Source organism: Erwinia sp. PsM31 (assembly GCF_030433775.1).
Taxonomy (GTDB): Bacteria; Pseudomonadota; Gammaproteobacteria; order Enterobacterales; family Enterobacteriaceae; genus Erwinia; species Erwinia aeris.
On the sequence record NZ_JARUWZ010000044.1, the window covers coordinates 1 to 19,498 of the forward strand.

The following is a 19,498-nucleotide window of genomic DNA, read 5'->3' on the forward strand; positions in this document are numbered from 1 at the left end:
TTCGCTTCCTGCCGCGAGGTGGCGTATATTACGCTTTCCTCCTTCAGAGTCAACCTCTTTTTCAGAAGTTTTCCTCCGGCGATTCAGTTTCCTGAACCTCCTGAGCCGCTGGCCTGTAAGCCGTTGTGCCGTCTCAGTGGTTGCGCATTATAGGGAGTTCTTGACGGCTGACAACCCCTAATTACAAAAAAACATTCGATCGACTAAAAAACGCGCTCTGACGGCTAAAAAGCACTGTTATTGGTGGCTTAATAAGCAAAAATGGGCCCGAAGGCCCATTTTTATTTGCTATGACTGTTACTGCGTAGCCACTATAGCGCCATCCTGCACGTCCATTTCTATCGTTTTCCCCGGAACCAGCTGGCCAGAAAGTATCTGTTGTGCCAGCGGGTTCTCGATCTGCTGCTGAATTGCGCGTTTTAACGGCCTTGCCCCATATACCGGGTCGTAACCGTTTTCGCCCAGCAGCTGCAGAGCGGCATCAGAAATATGTAGTTCATAGCCGCGATCGGTCAAACGATCGTACAGACGCTGCAGCTGAATTTTAGCAATAGAGGCAATGTGTTTTTCGCCCAGCGGATGGAAGACCACCAGCTCATCAATACGGTTGATAAACTCCGGACGGAAATGCTGCCCTACCACATTCATAACGACATCTTTCATTTCCGCATAGCTTAACGCGCCAAAACGTTCCTGAATCAGATCGGAACCCAGGTTCGAGGTCATAATGACCACGGTATTGCGGAAATCAACCGTTCTGCCCTGTCCATCCGTCAGGCGGCCGTCATCCAGCACCTGCAGCAGAATATTGAATACGTCCGGATGCGCTTTCTCTATCTCGTCCAGCAAAATGACGGAGTAAGGGCGACGGCGCACGGCCTCGGTCAGATAGCCGCCCTCTTCGTAGCCAACATAGCCAGGAGGTGCGCCCACCAGACGCGATACCGAATGTTTTTCCATAAACTCCGACATATCCAGCCGCACCATTGCGTCATCGCTGTCGAACATAAAGTTAGCCAGCGCTTTACACAGCTCGGTTTTACCCACGCCCGTCGGGCCAAGGAACAGGAATGAGCCAATCGGGCGATTCGGATCGGCCAGACCTGCACGACTGCGGCGGATTGCATTAGAAACCGCTTCGACAGCTTCATCCTGTCCGATGACGCGCTGATGCAGCTCCTGTTCCATACGCAGCAGCTTGTCGCGCTCGCCCTCCATCATGCGATCCACAGGGATACCGGTCCAGCGAGCCAGCACGTCCGCAATCTCGACGTCCGTCACGCGGTTACGCAGCAGCCGCATCGTTTTCCCTTCCGCCTGCGTGGCGGCAGCCAGCTGTTTTTCCAGCTCCGGAATTTTGCCGTATTGCAGTTCCGACATCTGTGCCAGGTCACCGGTGCGACGCGCCTGCTCCAGTGACAGCTTCGCCTGTTCCAGATCCGCTTTAATAGTTTGCGTGCCGGACAGCGAGGCCTTCTCTGCTTTCCATTCTTCTTCCAGCTCTGAATAGTCGCGCTCTTTCTGACTCAGCTCTTCTTCAAGCATCTCCAGCCGTTTGATACTGGCATCGTCAGACTCTTTTTTCAGCGCCTGCTGTTCCAGCTTCAGCTGAATGATACGACGCTCCAGACGATCCAGCGCTTCCGGCTTGGAGTCAATCTGCATACGAATGCTGGAAGCCGCCTCGTCAATCAGGTCGATAGCCTTATCCGGCAGCTGCCTGTCGGCGATATAACGGTGCGACAGCGTAGCCGCAGCCACGATAGCCGGGTCGGTAATCTGCACATGGTGATGCAGCTCGTAGCGCTCTTTCAGCCCGCGCAGAATAGCGATGGTGTCTTCCACGCTTGGCTCCGCCACGAAGACTTTCTGGAAACGACGCTCCAGCGCCGCATCCTTCTCTATATACTGGCGATACTCATCCAGCGTGGTGGCGCCGACGCAGTGCAGCTCACCGCGAGCCAGCGCCGGTTTCAGCATGTTGCCGGCATCCATCGCGCCGTCCGCTTTTCCCGCGCCAACCATGGTGTGCAGCTCGTCAATAAACAGGATGACGTTGCCTTCCTGTTTGGACAGGTCATTGAGCACGCCTTTCAGGCGCTCTTCAAATTCGCCGCGATACTTAGCGCCCGCCACCAGCGCGCCCATATCCAGCGCCAGCACCCGGCGACCTTTCAGCCCTTCCGGCACTTCGCCATTGATAATGCGCTGCGCCAGCCCTTCCACAATTGCGGTTTTACCGACGCCAGGCTCGCCAATCAGCACCGGGTTGTTTTTGGTACGGCGTTGCAGAACCTGGATGGTGCGACGGATTTCCTCATCACGGCCGATAACCGGATCCAGTTTTCCTTTCTCCGCTCGCTCGGTCAGGTCGATAGTGTATTTATTAAGGGCCTGGCGCTGATCTTCAGCTCCCTGATCGTTCACGGTTTCGCCTCCACGCAGCTGGTCAATGGCGCGCTGGAGTTTTTCGCTGGTCGCCCCGGCAGATTTCAACAAATCAGCCAGCGAGCCTCGCGAGTCGAGCGCGGCCAGAACAAAAAGTTCCGATGAGATAAAGTTGTCGGCGCGCTTTTGCGCCAGTTTGTCGCACAGATTCAGCACGCGCACCAGGTCGGCGGAAGGCTGTACGTCGCCATCCGCGCCTTCAACCTGAGGCAAGCGGCTGATAGCCTGCTCAACGCCGTTGCGCAGTGCGGCAACATCCACGCCGGCTGAAGTCAGTAAAGGAGAGACAGAGCCGCCTTCCTGTTTGAGCAGAGCGCTCATCAGATGCAGCGGTTCAATAAATTGGTTGTCGCGCCCAAGCGCTAAAGACTGGGCATCGGCGAGAGCAAGCTGGAATTTATTAGTAAGACGATCCAGACGCATAATTCCCCCATTCAGGTCAAATTGCTACTGGAGATTAAATGAGGTCTTCCCTCAAATTTTCAAGTTAAATGACCGGAATATTTTGGTGAAAAAAAGCACAACCCGGACCGTCTTATGCGGACAGGTTAACTCAGCCAGACCAAACTTGCCATTCGACCTGTTACGCCATCGCGTCTGTAGGAAAAAAATTGGTCAGGCTGCGAGAAAGTGCACAGCCCGCCACCAGTGAAGTGGCGCACGCCTTTGCGCTGTAGCCGCAGACGCGCAAGCTGCCAGATATCGGCGTAATATTTATCGCCCGAGGGCGTAAAAGCAGCGGCATCTTCCGCATCCTGCGCTATAAATACCTGCCGCACTTCCGCGCCGACCTCAAAAGCCTGCGGGCCAATTGCCGGCCCGAACCAGACCATGATCTCTTCCGACGGGGCCGTAAAGGCCGCCAGCGTCGCCTCCAGCACGCCTGCGCACAATCCCCGCCAGCCGGCATGAGCCGCAGCAACCTCTTTCCCATCCTGCGAACAGAACAGAACCGGCAGGCAATCCGCCGTCATTACCGCGCAAACCACGCCGGGCTGACGGGTATAAACGGCATCAGCCTGTAGGGAGGCGGGTGCTTCACCGGTAAGCGCAAGGACATTGACGCCGTGAACCTGCTCCAGCCAGACTGGCATAGCGGGCATTGACGCCAGCGTAACCAGACGCTCGCGATTGTGCTGCACCGCTGCGGCCCGATCGCCGACATGCGTCCCGAGGTTCAGCGAATCCCAGGGAGCATGGCTGACGCCATCACGGCGCGTGGTGCTACAGGCCCGCACGTTGGCGGGCGCATTCCATTCAGGCGTAAGCAGGCTCATTACCAGTCCAGCTGATCTTTAAATTCTTCGGTATCCGCTTTTAACGCCTCAATCAATTCGACCATGTCCTGCGGCAGCGGCGCATGCCATTCCATCTCAATACCGGTGACGGGATGATAAAGACGTAGCATGGTGGCGTGCAGCGCCTGACGATCGAATTTACGCAGCGTACCGATAAAATTCTCCGATGCGCCTTTTGGCGGACGCGGACGACCGCCATACAGCGGATCGCCCACCAGCGGATGGCTGATATGAGACATATGCACGCGGATCTGGTGAGTACGGCCCGTTTCGAGACGCAGACGCAGGCGCGTATGGGCACGGAAATGCTCCATAATGCGATAGTGCGTGGTAGCCGGTTTGCCCATTGGATGAACCGCCATATGCGTCCGCTTGGTCGAGTGACGGCTAATCGGCTCATTAACCGTGCCGCCCGCCGTCATCCTGCCAATTGCCACCGCTTCATACTCACGGGTGAATTCACGCAGCTGTAAAGATTCTACCAGGTGCGTCTGCGCAGGTACCGTTTTAGCCACCACCATCAGGCCAGTGGTATCTTTGTCCAGACGGTGCACAATGCCCGCACGCGGCACATCTGCAATAGCCGGATAATGATAAAGCAGCGCGTTCAGCACCGTACCGTCGGGATTACCGGCGCCCGGATGCACCACCAGATCGCGTGGTTTGTTGATAACCAGAATATCGTCATCTTCATAAACGATGTTCAGCGGGATGTTTTGCGCTTCCCAGCGCGCTTCTTCTTCTATCTCCGCTTCGATAGCGATTTGTTCGCCACCGAGCAGTTTTTCTCTCGGTTTGTCGATGATTACGCCGTTGACGCTGATGCGTCGGTCGAGAATCCACTCTTTTATACGAGATCTTGAATAATCAGGGAACAATTCGGCCAAAGCCTGATCTAAGCGTTGTCCGAGTTGCGATTCGGAGACCGTTGCGTTGAGTTTTACTTGTTGTGCCATAAACAGCTTCTTCGTTAACGTTGGGTTTTCACGGCGATGCCGTTTAATATAATGTGCTATTGTACCTGGTCACTATCGGGAGCTACATGGACAGCTTCCTGAATAACACTCTGAGGATAATCAAATCGTCATGACGCGTATGAAATATCTGGTGGCTGCAGCCACGTTGAGCCTGGCATTAGCGGGTTGTTCCGGCTCGAAGGATACGGTGCCCGATAGCCCGCCTTCCGAGATCTATGCCACAGCCCAGCAAAAACTGCAGGACGGTAACTTTAAAGGAGCAATAACGCAACTGGAAGCGCTTGATAACCGCTATCCGTTCGGGCCTTACTCCCAGCAAGTTCAGCTGGACCTGATCTACGCTTACTATAAAAATGCCGATTTACCGCTGGCGCAGGCCGCGATCGACCGCTTTATGCGTCTGAATCCAACCCACCCGAATATCGATTACGTGATTTATATGCGTGGTCTGACGGATATGGCGCTTGATGACAGCGCGCTGCAGGGCTTTTTCGGTATCGATCGTTCCGATCGCGATCCTTCTCACGCGCGTGATGCCTTCCACGACTTCTCTCAGCTGCTGCGCGGTTACCCGAACAGTCAGTACGCGACGGACGCAAGAAAGCGCCTTATCTATCTGAAAGATCGTCTGGCGAAGTATGAGCTTTCCGTGGCGCAATTCTACACCAAGCGTGAAGCTTATGTCGCTGTTGTTAATCGCGTTGAGCAAATGATGAAAGATTATCCGGATACGCAGGCGACGCGCCAGGCGCTGCCGCTGATGGAAAATGCTTATCGTAAGATGCAGCTGACCGCAGAAGCGGACAAAGTAGCGAAACTTATCGCGGCCAATCAGGCTTAACATAAAAATGGCAGCGTTCGCGCTGCCCTTTTTTTCACCGGCGTCTGGCATATTACGCTGTTCCACCGGTAAGTTAACTTACCTATCATGCCTGTGAAAAAACCTCCCTACAAGCGCCTTCGCTACGATTACCAGCCTGCCTCACAAAATCTTCACTTTTGACAAAAAGTGACAAAATAAAGTGATGCAAATCACGCATTACGCCCTTTTCCAGGATATGCTTACTCTACATTCGACGGAAATGATTAGAGGTAAGCACTATGGTTCTGAACATTACCAGCAAGCAAATGGACATCACCCCGGCTATCCGCCAACATGTCGAAGAGCGTCTCGCCAAACTGGAAAAATGGCAAACCCATCTGATTAATCCGCATATCGTGCTTTCCAAAGAGCCGAAAGAATACGTTGCCGATGCCACTATCAACACGCCGAACGGCCCGCTGATTGCCAGCGCCAAACATGATGATATGTATGCGGCCATCAACGAACTGATCAATAAGCTGGAGCGTCAGCTGAACAAGGTTCAGCACAAGGGCGAAGCGAAGCGCGCCCAGGCCAGCGTTAAAGATATAAGCGTTATCGATCAGGAACTGGATTAAAGTTAATAACGCGCCTGCGGGCGCGTTTTTTATTGTTCTAATAAAATGAAATAAAAGGATTTATTTTAATAGATGTCCACATATCGACCACATCGACCAAACCAGCCCCTTTTGACGGGGCTTTTTTTGATCTACACAGGTCTCCGGGTGGAATAATATTAATTTTTATACAGCCGGGATGGATACCAAATCCTTCCGTTTCAGTATGGGTTTTATGATAAATTGGCCATGTAGCCGATCGTATTTATCATAAGGAAAGGAGATTCAGGATGAGTCAAAGGTCAGAAATAATTGATGGCAAAAAAGCTGCCGTTTTCAATAGAGGCCTGGTTTATACGGAAGTGCTGGGCTGGGTAGATCTTGGACATGCTCAGGGTACAGATATAATTGAATTGCTAAGGAAAATACGACAGGGGGAAGCTTCCGAAAAAGAATTTTATGATGTGACTTACTCTCAGGGTATGACGTCTTCATATGGACTGGCTCGATCAGGAAAAGTAATGACGTGGCGCTTAAGACATGGTCGCCCTTACTCTGAACAAAAAAGTATCGCGCTGGCGATGATGATGGCTATAGCGAGACAGTTCGAAATATTTCAGAGTTCATTCCCTAATAACCTGGTCACTGATAGCGGATTTAGCGGTGAAGATCTGGTGTCCGATCTGCTGGGATTTTACCGCGTCGTATCCGATCAAAACATCTTCCCCATATTACGGCCGGTCAGTAAAGCAGAAGCTCTTAAGCGCTGGGATTATTATGGTAAAATCGGCAACTGGAAAAACGATACGTTCCAGCCTCTGCTGTTCCCCGACCCGGAAAAATTCCCTCATGCAAGGCCGCGCATGGGAGTACTGCCAAAGTTTATGCAAAACGTTACCCCATATAGCAACTTCTCATCAGGAAATGTGATCCGTTCCCGTAATGATAAAACATTTGTTGTTCTGGGAGCAGAGAATGGCAGGATGGGATTGTGAAGAAATTTATAGCGGTACTTGCTGTTGTGCTACTACTCTGCGGAATAGCGTTCGTTTTTATCTGGCCAGTTCTGAGAATGGAATTTGCCAGTAGTGCGCATTATACCGAGCAGGATAAACGCGAATATAAGTATTACACACCTGAATTATTGAAGAAAATGCCAAGAATTTCTAAAGATTATGAATTTCACTATACAAATATCAGTGGGCCCCAGGCTTTTGTATTTGGCATACATTTTAACGGTACAACCGAGACAAGTAGGATCCGTAAATACCTTATTTCTGAAGGATATATACCGCAAAAAGAATGCCAGGTTCAAGCTGAATGCTGGCGTTCTCCACGGAACAACGATGTCGTATCGTTATATAAACTGGTGGAATTTAATGAAGCTGGAGTTGAGATCTACCGCAGGCCTAACAAAGAATAGTAAGTGTAAGTATCCAGAGAAAAGCCAGCTCGCAGACTGGTTTTCTCTTTTCCCTGGTGCTGGTCACTCATGCCTTTCCCGCACCGTTATAATAAACTTGTAGTAGCAGTCATCACACAGCGCATCGTCATTGGCCAACAGCCGTGCAAAAAAACGCCGCCTGAGCCCACACTCCTGGCAATATTTTAAGGCGATAAATTTTCTCATAGCACCAGGTCCTTTTCAGCTGACTGTTTTGCCACCAGCCCTGCCTTCTTGTTTTCCGATTTTTCTTTCTCATAACCAGGCCTGTTAACTTCGCTTAGCAATTGGGTGACGGCAGCAGAAACAGACTTACTGGCTATATTGCTGACGTTTCCGCCTTCATGCAGCACGATATTCCTGACCCCAAGCGGATGCCAGCGTCTGTATTTTTCAGGACGATCCTCAAACAAGGCCACCAGAGGGAGCTGCAATGCCGATGCAAAATGTACGGGTGCGCTGTCCGCAGAAACAACAATATCCAGCTGCGTCATGGCCGCGATCAAATCGGCGACGGTTTGCGTAGAGACCCAGCGCGCTTTTTCATCTCTCCGCCATTTGGAAATACATTTATCCTGAGGTGAATGAAAAATAATAAACTCACATTTTCCGCTAAGCGCATCGGTTAATGCCTGCCATTTTTGCTCTGGCCATCGACGTTCCGCGCTATTGTTCGAAATGAATAAACCCACTCTGGCTCTGTTTTTTTCTCCCAGCTTTTGCTGCCAGTATAAAACCCGAGCCTGGCAGGGGAAAATTTGGGGATTCATCTGGTTAATATCCGGCGTGTTGAGTTCCGGCATAAGACAGAAACCGGCAAGTGCTTCATGAATTAAAGGTCGGGCCAGCATATGCGCAGGTATACGATCGTCAAACTCCGTATCAGCGTTGTGCCAGCGGCAGTCCGCAACGTTTAGCTGTCGGGCAAAGTTTATTGCATTTTTGTTCATCCCTCCGCTGGGGATGATAAGTAAATCAAACTTTATTTTCCGAAGCGAGAAAATTAACTTAACTCTATCCTTAAGGTAATTTAGAAATCCCGGCCGCACATTTTTTTCATAGTTTTTAGAATAGACATAATGGTGCACCCTGGCTACGGCAGGGTTATTATCCAGAACGGGTGAGTTATATTTACTGGCAAGAACATGTATTTCCGCCTGCGGCCACCTTTGCTTTAACGCCCGCAAAAAAGGTGTAGTACAAACCATATCCCCTAAAAAATCGATGCGAATAACCAGGATCCGCTTTATATCAGCCTTGTCCATAGACATGTCCTTACTGTAGGCACTTCTTCCATGAAAATAACATGTTAATCCTTGCATCCCTTCATAGCAAATACCATAAGAAAGCGAGGACATAATATCAGATACTCTTTACCATAAAAACAGGATAACAATCCAATTAACGTAGCTTCAATGTTAATATATAAAAATTCAATTAACAGAATTCATTATATTAACAGAGATTTTTCACAATAAATGATTATTATAAATGCTACTCAGATTTTATATAAAATGTATCAGTACAAAATATTAACTATATTCAGTAAGGCTTCGGGTTGAGAGAGTAGAAAATGCCATGTGCTTATCTCAAACGTCAGCAGAAGGGCTGGGTGGACAGCCAACCTGCTCCCTGCCCGGCTACAGCTCATGCCTGGCGAAACGCTCTGCAATCCCCCTGAAGAGCCTTGCTCTTTCGCCCTATGCCAGCACTACCAGCCCTTTCGCCTGACGACACTTTGCCGCTCCGCCATCCGAAACGCGTTTTTTATTGACAGCATTAAATCGCTGCGGTTACTTTAACCTTCTGACAATCGTGGATACTCTGATGAAACAGCTGCCGTTCTTCTTCGCCTTCTTTTTTACCTTCCGTTGACCGGGAGGCAATTCGTCGTATAAGAAAGCATGCGAAGACGAATAACAAGGCCTCCCAACCGGGAGGCTTTTTTTTTATGAACATCTGACAGGTAGCCTATGACCACCGAAAATCCCCTGCTGGGCCTGCGCGAAAAAATCAGCGCGCTGGATGAACAACTGCTGAGCCTGCTGGCTAACCGCCGGGCGCTGGCGATTGAGGTTGCGAAGGCGAAAATGGCCACGCACCGCCCCGTACGCGATATCGATCGCGAGCGCGACCTGCTGGAACATCTGGTCACGCTGGGTAAAGCTCATCAGCTGGATGCGCACTACATCACCCGACTTTTTCAGCTGGTTATTGAAGATTCCGTGCTGACGCAGCAGGCGTTGCTGCAAAAGCATCTGAACCAGACCAGTGCGCAGTCGGCGCGTATCGCCTTCCTTGGCCCAAAAGGCTCTTATTCGCATCTTGCCTCACGTAACTATGCCGCTCGCCACTTCGATAGGTTTATCGAGTGCGGCTGTCTGAACTTCCGCGACATCTTTAATCAGGTGGAAACAGGCCAGGCCGACTACGCGGTATTGCCGATCGAAAACACCAGTTCCGGCTCGATCAATGAGGTGTACGATTTGCTGCAGCAGACCAGCCTTTCGCTGGTTGGCGAGATGACGCTCCCTATCGATCACTGCGTGCTGGTTACCGGCAGCACGGACTTGCAGCAGATAGAAACCGTTTACAGCCATCCTCAGCCTTTCCAGCAGTGCAGCGAGTTTATCCATCGCTATCCGCACTGGAAGATTGAATATACTGAAAGCACCGCGGCCGCGATGGAGCAGGTTGCAGCGCTGAATTCACCGAAGGTCGCAGCGCTGGGCAGCCAGGCGGGCGGCGAGCTGTATAACCTGCAGGTGCTTGAACGCAATCTGGCTAACCAGCAGCAGAATATCACCCGCTTTGTTATCCTCGCGCGCAAACCCATTGAGGTCACGCTTCAGGTTCCGGCCAAAACCACGTTAATTATGGCGACCGGACAGCAGGCTGGTGCATTGGTAGAAGCACTGTTGGTGCTGCGTCAGCATAATCTGGTGATGAGCAAACTGGAATCACGCCCGATTAACGGCAATCCATGGGAAGAGATGTTTTATATCGATTTTCAGGGTAACCTGCGCTCGGAAGAAGTACAGCAGGCGTTACGCGAACTGGCACCGATTACGCGTTCGCTGAAAGTGCTGGGCTGTTACCCAAGCGAAAACGTGCTGCCGGTCGACCCTTCCTGAGTACCGCCTCAGCCGCTTTCAGAAGCGGCTGAAACTTTTGGCCTATACCTCGCCTGGATCATTTACCTGCACCGCCCTGACGCTATATCATCGACTATATAACGTTTCTCAGGGAAATTTATGCGCAACTTTTTACGCTCCGCAGTGTTGCTTTCGCTTGGCCTGTTGGCCTTTTCCGCTTTTGCCGATCGTCAGGTTACCGATCAGCTGGGCCGCCAGGTCACGCTTCCCGATCGCGTCGATCGCGTCGTGGTCTTGCAGCATCAAACCCTCAATATTCTGGTAGAGCTGGATGCCACCAATACCCTTGTTGGCATCCTTGGCAACTGGAAGCAGCAGCTCGGCGACGGCTATTCGCGGCTGGCGCCGGAACTGACGCATCTGCCGACGCTGGGTGATTTAACTCATGTGGATGTAGAAAAGCTGGTTGCGCTACATCCGCAGGTGGTTTTTGTCACTAACTATGCGCCGCAGGAGATGATTGACCAGATCCAGAAACTCGGCATCGCCGTTATCGCCATCTCGCTGCGTGCCGATAATCAACAGCAAAACCGTCTGAATCCCGATCTGGCTGACGAAGAGCAGGCTTATAGTGAAGGATTAAAAGAAGGCGTTCGCCTGATCGGCGAGGTGGTAAACCACCAGCAGCAGGCCGAAACGCTGATTAAAGCCACTTTCAATCAGCGGCAGCAAACGGGCAACCGGTTACAGGCGATCCCTGCTTCGCAGCGCATTCGGGTCTATATGGCTAATCCCGACCTTACGACCTACGGCTCCGGCAAATATACCGGCCTGATGATGGCGCATGCCGGTGCGCTGAACGTCGCCGCCGCAGCGGTGAAAGGGTATAAGCAGGTTTCTATGGAGCAGATCCTCGCCTGGGATCCGCAGGTGATCTTCGTGCAGGATCGCTATCCGCAGGTGATCGACGAGATCAACCAGCAGCCCGCCTGGCAGGCTGTGGATGCCGTTAAGCATCATCGCGTTTATTTGATGCCTGAATATGCCAAGGCCTGGGGCTATCCGATGCCAGAAGCGCTGGCGCTGGGCGAATTATGGATGGCGAAAAAGCTTTACCCGGAAAAATTCCAGGATGTCGATATGCAGAAAAAAGCGGATACCTGGTATCAGCGCTTCTATCGTACCCACTATACGGGTAGCAACTGATGAGCCTTACCGTTCTGGCTGCCGGAAGCCTGCGCGCCGTGTGGCCGGCGCTGGCCTCAGCGTATGGTCAACCAATCAGGGTAGCGTTTGGCCCGGCCGGGCTACTGTGCGAGCGAATTAAGCAGGGCAAGCGCTGCGATCTCTTTTTATCGGCCAATCTGACGCATCCGCAATCTTTGATCGCGGCAGGTATCGCACTCGACAGCGCCGTCTTTGTCCACAATCAGCTCTGCCTGAGCGTGCCTGCTGCCCTGGCCGCGTCGAACAAAAGCTGGCTGGAGCTGCTAAGCCATCCGCACTTACGCGTCGCCACCTCTACGCCGTTAAGCGATCCATCCGGCGACTACGCCTGGCAGCTTTTCGATCGTATTGAACGTCGCTATGCGGGAGTGGGAACCGCGCTGAAACAGCGGGCGCTACAGCTGGTTGGCGGCCCATTCAGCCCGGCTGTTCCGGCTGGGGAACCGGCAGCGAATTGGGTGCTGAACGGCGATCGGGCGGATATTTTTATCGGCTATCAGAGCTATGCCGCGCGGCCCGGGATTAAAACTATTACTATCCCGCCGCCTTTCCATATCCGCGCAGACTATGCTTTTGCCCTGTGTCATGCAAAAGCACAGCCGCTGGCAGATTTCTTACTGAGCGCCGAGGCGCAGGGAATTTTAGCGAAAGACGGCTTTCTTCCGCTGGAGAAGAGAGCCTGAGGCGAGAATACAGGCCGCGATCGGGCCTGCATTTTATCCAAAGCCGTTATCGGCGGCTGTCGTTGGCCTGACGCAGCAGCGAACGACTTTCCAGCATAAAGCTCTGGGCGTAATCGCCAAACCAATGCTCTACGCGACGGAAACTGTCGACGAACGCCTGCTTGTCGCCCCGCTCCAGCAGCTGAATAGCCTCGCCGAAACGCTGATAGTAACGTTTAATCAGCGCCAGATTATTTTCTGAGGACATGATGATGTCCGCATAGAGCTGAGGATCCTGCGCAAAGAGTCTGCCCACCATCGCCAGCTCCAGGCGGTAAATAGGCGATGAAAGCGCCAGCAGCTGCTCAAGATTCACGTTCTCTTCCGCCAGATGCAGGCCATAGGCAAAGGTGGCGAAGTGACGCAGCGCCTGAATAAAGGCCATGTTCTGATCATGCTCTACCGCGCTGATGCGGTGCAGACGTGCGCCCCAGACCTGGATCTGTTCCAGAAACCACTGATAGGCTTCCGGCTGACGGCCGTCGCACCAGACCACCACCTGTTTCGCCAGGCTACCGCTGTCCGGGCCGAACATCGGATGCAGCCCCAGCACCGGGCCGCTGTGCGCGGCCAGCATCGCCTGAAGCGGGCCATTTTTTACCGAGGCCAGATCCACAAGAATACAGTCTTCCGGCAGCGGCGGCAGATCGGCAATCGCTTTTTCCGTCAGGTGGATCGGCACGCTGATGATCACCATTCCCGCATCCGCCAGCAGGCTTTCCGCCTGCGCCCACTCCTCTTTATCCAGGATTTTCACCTGATAACCGGAAAGGGTCAGCATCTTTTCAAACAGCCGCCCCATTTTGCCCTTGCCGCCAACGATGACTACCGGTCGAAGCTGCGGATGCAGCGTTTTGAAGCCTTTATCGTTTTCACTGGCGTAGGATTCGCGCATAACGCGGCGCAGCACATCTTCGATCAGGTCTGGCGGCACGCCAAGCGTCTCCGCCTCTTTACGCCGTGACGCCAGCATGGAAGCTTCGCGCTCCGGCACGTAAATCGGCAGACCGTAGCGGCTTTTTACTTCGCCCACCTCGGCGACCAGACTCAGCCTTTTGGCCAGCAGATCGAGCAGGGCTTTGTCCACTTCATCAATTTGATCGCGCAGCGCGGTCAGTTCAGCCACCATAATTAACCCTCTTGCGACAGACGCGCCGCCAGTACTCCGTCCAGTTCCTGATGAATTGTTCGCAACAGCGTTTCGGTCGTTTCCCAGTTGATGCAGGCATCGGTCACGGAAACGCCGTAGCGCATGGCGCTTTTGGGCTGTTCGGACGACTGGCTGCCTTCGTGCAGATGGCTTTCCAGCATCAGCCCAATCACGGAACGGTTGCCGTCTCTGATTTGCGAGACGGCGGACTCGGCTACGCCGGACTGGCGACGGAAGTCTTTGTTAGAATTACCATGGCTGCAATCTATCATCAGCGCCGGACGGAGTCCCGCCTGAAGCATCTCTTTTTCACACTGCGCGACATCTTCCGGCCCGTAGTTTGGCTGTTTGCCGCCGCGCAGGATGACGTGGCCATCCGGATTACCCTGGGTCTGCAACAGGCAGACCTGGCCGCTCTGGTTGATACCCACAAAGCGGTGCGGCATAGAGGCGGCGCGCATTGCGTTAATCGCCGTGCCCAGACTGCCGTCCGTGCCGTTTTTAAAGCCGACCGGCATAGAGAGGCCGGAAGCCATTTCCCGGTGCGTTTGCGACTCGGTAGTGCGTGCGCCGATGGCCGACCAGCTGAACAGATCGCCCAGGTATTGCGGACTGTTAGGATCCAGCGCTTCCGTTGCCAGCGGCAGCCCCATCTCGACCAGTTCAACCAGCAGCTGACGGGCGATATGCAGACCGGCTTCCATATCGAAAGAGTTATCCATGTAGGGATCGTTGATCAGCCCTTTCCAGCCAACGGTGGTGCGAGGCTTTTCAAAATAGACGCGCATCACGATATAGAGCTGGTCTTTGAGATCGTCAGAGAGCGCTTTCAGATGCCGCGCATAGTCCAGCGCTGCTTCGGTATCGTGGATCGAACAGGGGCCGCACACCACCAGCAAACGGTGATCTTTTCCGCTGATAATGTCTGAAATAGTCTGACGGGAAGCAGCGATCTGCGTCTGCTGCGCGTCGGTCAGGGGGAACTTGTTTTTCAGCTCCTGCGGCGTAATTAAAATCTGTTCGTCGGCGATATGAACGTTGTTCAGCGCATCTTTTTGCATGGTCGTCAGCTCTCTAGTGGTCCCGTCAGCCTGTCATCAAGGTTTGAATACTGTATCAGAAGCGGTACAAAACTCAATCTGCCCATGTACACTTTTATTACCACAAAAGATAAACAAGAAGAGAATAAAAAATAAATATATATAAATCATACGATTAATAAATAATAAGACCAGAAACTAAAAAAACTTATATGTAAAGTTAACTTTACACCAATATATGCATTAACCTTACGTCTGCCCGATAACCTGAAGTAAAGGACGTCGTACGGCTATCAGCAGGTTAGCCATAGCTGCTTTTATTGATTGATCTGTCGCTGTTGAAATGTTTATAAATAACCTTGGGATTTTATAAAGGCAGCGTCGCTTTAAAAACCTGCGTCATCCGCCGTATTGCCTTAAGCCGCCGCTTTTTCCGGGCTTCTGTCTGCATTAATAACGCCGTGTAAATATTAATAAGCCTGAAGGAAAAGCCATATGCAGGTGCTTTACCGCCCTTACCGTCACGACGACGCCATTGAATTTGCGCAAGCCGTGAATGCCTCACTGGATACGTTGCGTCCCTGGCTGCTCTGGGCGCATGAAGGTTTTAGTCCAGCAGAAGCTCGCCGCTGGTTTGCCGCTACCCACATGCTGCGTGAGACAGGCGAAGCCAACGAGCTGGGGCTTTTCGCCGGGGATGGCCGCTTGCTGGGCGGTGCCGGACTGCGCTATTCCAGCGATCAGAAAAACCTGTGCTCGATAGGCTACTGGGTACGCAGCAGCGAGCAGCGACAGGGCATCGCCAGCCAGGCCGTGCGTTATCTTCTCGATCTGGCGTGGCAGGATCAGGAAAAAGATACGGTAGAAATCCTGGCAGTGGCGGAAAATATGGCCAGCCGCCGCGTGGCGGAAAAATGCGGCGCAGCCTTTATGGGCATTAAGCATGGATTGATCGTGCTGGATAGCGGGCCGGCGGATACGGCCATTTACCGCTTTCATCGAACGCGCTGATTTTCTGAAAACCCGCAACCCTGTGCTTCGGGTTGTTTTATATCTCCATGACTCATCGGGCCGATACGCCTGACGGCTGCGCTCAATAGTCAAAAGCGTAAGCCAGATTGCTGGCTAACGTATAGCCTCTTTTTTCTGCAAACAGGAAACAACATGCACCAATCTGTCCGTCTTGCCCTGGTGGGCGATTTCCGTCCTGATGCCGTGGCGCATCAGGCCATCCCACCCGCTATCAAGCTTGCCGCCGACTCGCTCAATATTTCGGTAGAGGCAGAATGGTTGCCCACCCCAGCGATTACCTCGACTGACGTATTGCATAATTTTGACGCGATCTGGGTCGTGCCGGGCAGCCCTTATCAGCATGACCAGGGCGCTTTTATGGCTATCACCTGGGCGCGCGAAAACAATATCCCTTTTCTTGGTTCCTGCGGCGGTTTTCAGTATGCGCTTATTGAGTACGCGCGCAACGTGATGGGCTGGCAAGATGCGGCACATGCAGAAACGGATACGGAAGGCCGTATGGTGATTGCGCCGCTTAGCTGCTCGCTGGTTGAACAAACAGGCGACATCGTCATTGAACCCGGTTCGACGATAGCAAAAGCCTACGGCAAACTCAGCACGCATGAAGGCTATCATTGTAACTTTGGCGTTAACCCTGATTTCGGGAACGAACTGGCCGATTTTCCGCTGCGCATCAGCGCGAGAGATCGGCAAGGCGATGTGCGCGGCATAGAATTGCCCCATCACCGATTTTTTGTCGCTACGCTGTTTCAATCCGAACGGGCGTCGCTGCGTCATGCGCTTTCGCCGCTGGTCGTCGCTTTGCTTACGGAGGCCGGGCGCTAAATGAACGTTTATACATTTCCTAAAAGCCGCTCCTTGAGGGTGCTATGGACTCTGGAAGAGCTAAAATTAGATTACACCACTTCTCCGGTAGCGCTCTTTTCCACAGAACCAGCGGCCTCTTCTCCTCATCCCTTACATAAAGTGCCCGTACTGGAGGACGAAGGTAGCCTTATTTTTGAAACGGCAGCTATCTGCCAGTATCTGGGCGAAAAAAAAGGGGATGGGAAACTTTACCCGACGGATGCGCTGCAAAAAGCCAAAGTCAATGAGTGGCTCAGCTTTTCTCTGACAGACCTTGAATCGCCAGTCTGGTATTTGCTTAAACATAAATTTTTACTGCCCGAGGCTCTACGTTCGCCAGCAGTGATTGAGACAACTTTCCGTGACGCCAGCAAGACGCTTGACGCTATCCGTTTTTCAGCTGAACAAGAGTGGATTGCAGGTGAGCATTTTACGCTGGCCGATATTTTCTTCTCGCATACGCTGATGTGGGCGCAACTGTGCGCATTGCCGGTTAACGATAAATTGACCCGTTACGTAGCAAGATGTCAGCGACGGGAAGCGTTCAGCAAGGCGCTGGAGAGGAATAACCGCACGGCCTGACGCGTTACGGCAGGCAAAAAAAAGGGCCGGTCTTTCGACCGGCCCCCTGTTTCGTATTAACTTAGGATGCTGCTTTAGCGCCCAGACGTTCTTTGATACGTGCAGACTTACCGGTACGCTCACGCAGGTAGTACAGTTTGGCCTTACGTACGGCACCACGACGTTTAACAGCAATGCTGTCGATTACAGGTGAGTGAGTCTGGAATACACGCTCAACACCTTCGCCGTTAGAAATTTTACGAACGGTGAATGCAGAGTGCAGACCGCGGTTACGAATAGCGATAACCACGCCCTCGAATGCCTGCAGACGCTTCTTGGAGCCTTCAACAACCCATACTTTCACTTCCACGGAATCGCCCGGACGGAATGAAGGTACGTCCTGTTTCATCTGCTCTTGTTCGATTTGCTTGATAATGTTGCTCATAATTAAATCTCTTATCCTGGGTAAACTGATATTCAGGCGCCGCGGCTACTGCCCGGACTGCCCATCATCGTTATGTTGCCGTCTGAATTCCTTTTGGAACTCCTTCAGCAACTTTGCTTGCTCTTCAGTCAGAGCCAGGTTTTCCAGAAGTTCAGGTCTTCTTAGCCAGGTACGGCCCAGCGACTGTTTCAGGCGCCAGCGGCGAATTTCGGCATGGTTGCCCGACAGCAGAACTGGCGGAACCTCCATCCCTTCTAACACTTCAGGTCGGGTGTAGTGCGGACAGTCCAGCAGCCCCTCAGAAAACGAATCTTCCTCGGCGGACGCCTGCTTGCCCAGTACGCCAGGTATAAACCGGGCGACCGAATCAATCAGCGTCATTGCCGGCAGTTCCCCACCGCTGAGCACGTAATCCCCGATCGACCACTCTTCATCGATTTCGGTTTGGATGACGCGCTCATCAATCCCTTCATAGCGACCACACACCAGAATTAACTTCTCGCTGGTCGCCAGCTCGCAAACCCCCACTTGATCGAGTTTGCGCCCCTGAGGTGAAAGATAAATCACCTTAGCGCCTTCTCCTGCCGCCGCTTTTGCTGCGTGGATGGCATCCCGTAAGGGCTGAACCATCATTAGCATTCCCGGTCCGCCGCCGTAAGGACGATCGTCCACGGTACGGTGCCGGTCATGAGTGAAGTCGCGAGGACTCCAGCTCTGAATGCTGAGCAGGCCATTTTTTACTGCCCGGCCAGTTACTCCGTATTCGGTAATTGCGCTAAACATCTCAGGGAACAGGCTGATTATGCCAATCCACATCGACTGCGCCGGAGTGTTACCGTCTTGTCCGGAGCTCAAAAACCAGGATCCCAATCTACTTCGATGGTGCCGGTAGTGAGATCGACATTCTTGATAACCTGTCCATCAAGGAACGGAATCAGCCGCTCCTTCGCACCAAACGCATCCTTCAGGTTTGCCTTCACGACGAGAACGTCGTTCGAACCGGTTTCCATCATATCAATGACTTTGCCCAGCTCGTATCCTTGCGTGGTTACTACCTGGCAGCCCATCAGGTCTTTCCAGTAATAGTCACCGCTTTCCAGAGGAGGCAGCTGCTCCGCGTCTACCACAATTTCGCAATTGGTAAGTAGCGTGGCCGCATCACGATCGTCAATGCCTTTGACTTTGATGATCATGTCCTGATTGTGGCGCTTCCAGCCTTCCAGCTCGATAAGCTGCCATTGACCCGCCCGCTGGATAAACCAGGGTTGGTAGTCAAAAATGCTTTCAGCATCTTCGGTGGAGGAAAACACTTTGAGCCAACCACGAATACCGTAGGCCGACCCCATCTTTCCCAGAGTTAACGGGTTAGCGGGCGGCTGGGCGGTGAGTTGCTTGCTCATGTTGACCACCGTGACAGATTAAGCTGCTTTCTTAGCTTCTTTGATCAGCGCGTTAACGCGATCAGAGAGAGTAGCGCCCTGGCCAACCCAGTGCTCAATGCGGTCCAGATCCAGACGCAGTGCTTCAGCCTGACCAGAAGCGATCGGGTTGAAGAAACCAACGCGCTCGATGAAGCGGCCGTTGCGAGCGTTGCGGCTGTCAGTGACAACTACCTGATAAAACGGACGCTTTTTAGCGCCGTGACGTGCCAAACGAATTGTTACCATAACATCCTCTTTAGTTAATAAAACAACCGGGCCCCATTGAGGGAACGGGGCCCGGGTGCAATATAAAAAGCCCGAAAATTTTACTCATTTTGGCGTAAAAAGCAATCTAATTCGCCTGAGCGCTTTT

21 protein-coding genes and 1 other annotated feature are annotated in these 19,498 nt (G+C 52.6%); of the genes, 11 read left to right on the forward strand and 10 right to left on the reverse strand.

Features of this window, described 5'->3' with window-relative positions; all coding sequences use genetic code 11:
* Positions 1-297 precede the first annotated feature (297 nt).
* The 3 genes from clpB to rluD form a co-directional block, all read right to left on the reverse strand.
* Positions 298-2,871, reverse strand: a complete 2,574-nt coding sequence (clpB, locus tag QCD69_RS21360) for an ATP-dependent chaperone ClpB (protein ID WP_253459031.1) — start codon at positions 2,869-2,871, stop codon at positions 298-300.
* Positions 2,872-2,996: 125 nt separating this feature from the next.
* On the reverse strand, positions 2,997-3,725 hold the full coding sequence (gene yfiH / locus QCD69_RS21365) for a purine nucleoside phosphorylase YfiH (RefSeq protein WP_301253457.1): 729 nt from the start codon (positions 3,723-3,725) through the stop codon (positions 2,997-2,999).
* A complete protein-coding gene (gene rluD / locus QCD69_RS21370; protein WP_253459024.1) occupies positions 3,725-4,702 on the reverse strand; it encodes a 23S rRNA pseudouridine(1911/1915/1917) synthase RluD in 978 nt (325 codons plus the stop codon). The genes yfiH and rluD overlap by 1 nt, the downstream gene beginning before the upstream one ends.
* A gap of 130 nt (positions 4,703-4,832) precedes the next feature.
* Here rluD and bamD point away from each other — a divergent pair, with 130 nt between their 5' ends.
* The 4 genes from bamD to QCD69_RS21390 all read left to right on the forward strand — a co-directional run bounded on the left by bamD (position 4,833) and on the right by QCD69_RS21390 (position 7,565).
* Complete coding sequence (bamD, locus tag QCD69_RS21375) at positions 4,833-5,564, forward strand: outer membrane protein assembly factor BamD (RefSeq protein WP_125287479.1); 732 nt, start codon at positions 4,833-4,835, stop codon at positions 5,562-5,564.
* A gap of 260 nt (positions 5,565-5,824) precedes the next feature.
* Entirely contained in the window at positions 5,825-6,163 is a 339-nt protein-coding gene (gene raiA / locus QCD69_RS21380; RefSeq protein WP_253459021.1) for a ribosome-associated translation inhibitor RaiA, read from the forward strand.
* 269 nt (positions 6,164-6,432) lie between these two features.
* On the forward strand, positions 6,433-7,137 hold the full coding sequence (locus tag QCD69_RS21385) for a hypothetical protein (RefSeq protein WP_301253458.1): 705 nt from the start codon (positions 6,433-6,435) through the stop codon (positions 7,135-7,137).
* Positions 7,134-7,565 (forward strand): hypothetical protein, encoded by a 432-nt coding sequence (locus QCD69_RS21390; protein ID WP_301253459.1) that lies wholly within the window; start codon positions 7,134-7,136, stop codon positions 7,563-7,565. The genes QCD69_RS21385 and QCD69_RS21390 overlap by 4 nt, the downstream gene beginning before the upstream one ends.
* A 203-nt stretch (positions 7,566-7,768) precedes the next feature.
* Here the strand turns inward: QCD69_RS21390 and QCD69_RS21395 are convergent, their stop codons facing one another.
* The gene (locus tag QCD69_RS21395; protein ID WP_301253463.1) at positions 7,769-8,836 is read right to left on the reverse strand and encodes a glycosyltransferase family 9 protein; all 1,068 of its coding nucleotides are present in this window, start codon (positions 8,834-8,836) and stop codon (positions 7,769-7,771) included.
* Positions 8,837-9,412: 576 nt separating this feature from the next.
* Positions 9,413-9,537 (forward strand) — a sequence feature (Phe leader region).
* On the opposite strand from QCD69_RS21395, the gene pheL reads away from it, so the two are divergent.
* The 4 genes from pheL (at position 9,414) to QCD69_RS21415 (ending at position 12,591) form a co-directional block, all read left to right on the forward strand.
* A complete protein-coding gene (gene pheL / locus QCD69_RS21400; protein WP_199746341.1) occupies positions 9,414-9,461 on the forward strand; it encodes a pheA operon leader peptide PheL in 48 nt (15 codons plus the stop codon). Its footprint overlaps the feature before it by 48 nt.
* A 22-nt stretch (positions 9,538-9,559) precedes the next feature.
* Entirely contained in the window at positions 9,560-10,720 is a 1,161-nt protein-coding gene (pheA, locus tag QCD69_RS21405) for a bifunctional chorismate mutase/prephenate dehydratase (protein ID WP_253459013.1), read from the forward strand.
* A gap of 120 nt (positions 10,721-10,840) precedes the next feature.
* Entirely contained in the window at positions 10,841-11,887 is a 1,047-nt protein-coding gene (locus QCD69_RS21410; RefSeq protein ID WP_301253460.1) for an ABC transporter substrate-binding protein, read from the forward strand.
* Positions 11,887-12,591, forward strand: coding sequence for a substrate-binding domain-containing protein (locus QCD69_RS21415; RefSeq protein WP_367317871.1), 705 nt, complete (start codon positions 11,887-11,889; stop codon positions 12,589-12,591). The genes QCD69_RS21410 and QCD69_RS21415 overlap by 1 nt, the downstream gene beginning before the upstream one ends.
* 46 nt (positions 12,592-12,637) lie before the next feature.
* Here QCD69_RS21415 and tyrA read toward each other — a convergent pair whose 3' ends face one another.
* Both tyrA and QCD69_RS21425 read right to left on the reverse strand, forming a co-directional pair.
* Positions 12,638-13,759: a bifunctional chorismate mutase/prephenate dehydrogenase gene (gene tyrA, locus QCD69_RS21420; protein WP_253459007.1), complete on the reverse strand. Its 1,122-nt coding sequence runs from the start codon at positions 13,757-13,759 to the stop codon at positions 12,638-12,640.
* Between the two features lie 2 nt (positions 13,760-13,761).
* Entirely contained in the window at positions 13,762-14,841 is a 1,080-nt protein-coding gene (locus QCD69_RS21425; RefSeq protein ID WP_253459004.1) for a 3-deoxy-7-phosphoheptulonate synthase, read from the reverse strand.
* A 474-nt stretch (positions 14,842-15,315) separates the two neighbouring features.
* Between QCD69_RS21425 and QCD69_RS21430 the strand changes: the two genes are divergently transcribed.
* The 3 genes from QCD69_RS21430 (at position 15,316) to QCD69_RS21440 (ending at position 17,280) form a co-directional block, all read left to right on the forward strand.
* Positions 15,316-15,831, forward strand: a complete 516-nt coding sequence (locus QCD69_RS21430) for a GNAT family N-acetyltransferase (protein WP_253459002.1) — start codon at positions 15,316-15,318, stop codon at positions 15,829-15,831.
* Positions 15,832-15,984: 153 nt separating this feature from the next.
* Positions 15,985-16,677, forward strand: a complete 693-nt coding sequence (locus QCD69_RS21435; protein ID WP_301253461.1) for a CTP synthase C-terminal region-related (seleno)protein — start codon at positions 15,985-15,987, stop codon at positions 16,675-16,677.
* Positions 16,678-17,280 carry a glutathione S-transferase family protein gene (locus tag QCD69_RS21440; RefSeq protein ID WP_301253462.1) on the forward strand — a complete coding sequence of 201 codons (603 nt, stop codon included), beginning with the start codon at positions 16,678-16,680 and terminating at the stop codon, positions 17,278-17,280.
* A gap of 61 nt (positions 17,281-17,341) precedes the next feature.
* Here the strand turns inward: QCD69_RS21440 and rplS are convergent, their stop codons facing one another.
* The 4 genes from rplS to rpsP are packed head-to-tail and all read right to left on the reverse strand — an operon-like array spanning position 17,342 to position 19,371.
* Positions 17,342-17,704, reverse strand: coding sequence for a 50S ribosomal protein L19 (gene rplS, locus QCD69_RS21445; RefSeq protein WP_024965502.1), 363 nt, complete (start codon positions 17,702-17,704; stop codon positions 17,342-17,344).
* Positions 17,705-17,749: 45 nt separating this feature from the next.
* Positions 17,750-18,559 (reverse strand): tRNA (guanosine(37)-N1)-methyltransferase TrmD, encoded by an 810-nt coding sequence (trmD, locus tag QCD69_RS21450; protein ID WP_125287471.1) that lies wholly within the window; start codon positions 18,557-18,559, stop codon positions 17,750-17,752.
* Entirely contained in the window at positions 18,556-19,104 is a 549-nt protein-coding gene (gene rimM / locus QCD69_RS21455; protein WP_253458995.1) for a ribosome maturation factor RimM, read from the reverse strand. Before rimM ends, trmD begins: the two co-directional genes overlap by 4 nt.
* Positions 19,105-19,122: 18 nt before the next feature.
* Positions 19,123-19,371, reverse strand: a complete 249-nt coding sequence (gene rpsP, locus QCD69_RS21460; protein ID WP_033739514.1) for a 30S ribosomal protein S16 — start codon at positions 19,369-19,371, stop codon at positions 19,123-19,125.
* Positions 19,372-19,498: the final 127 nt, after the last annotated feature.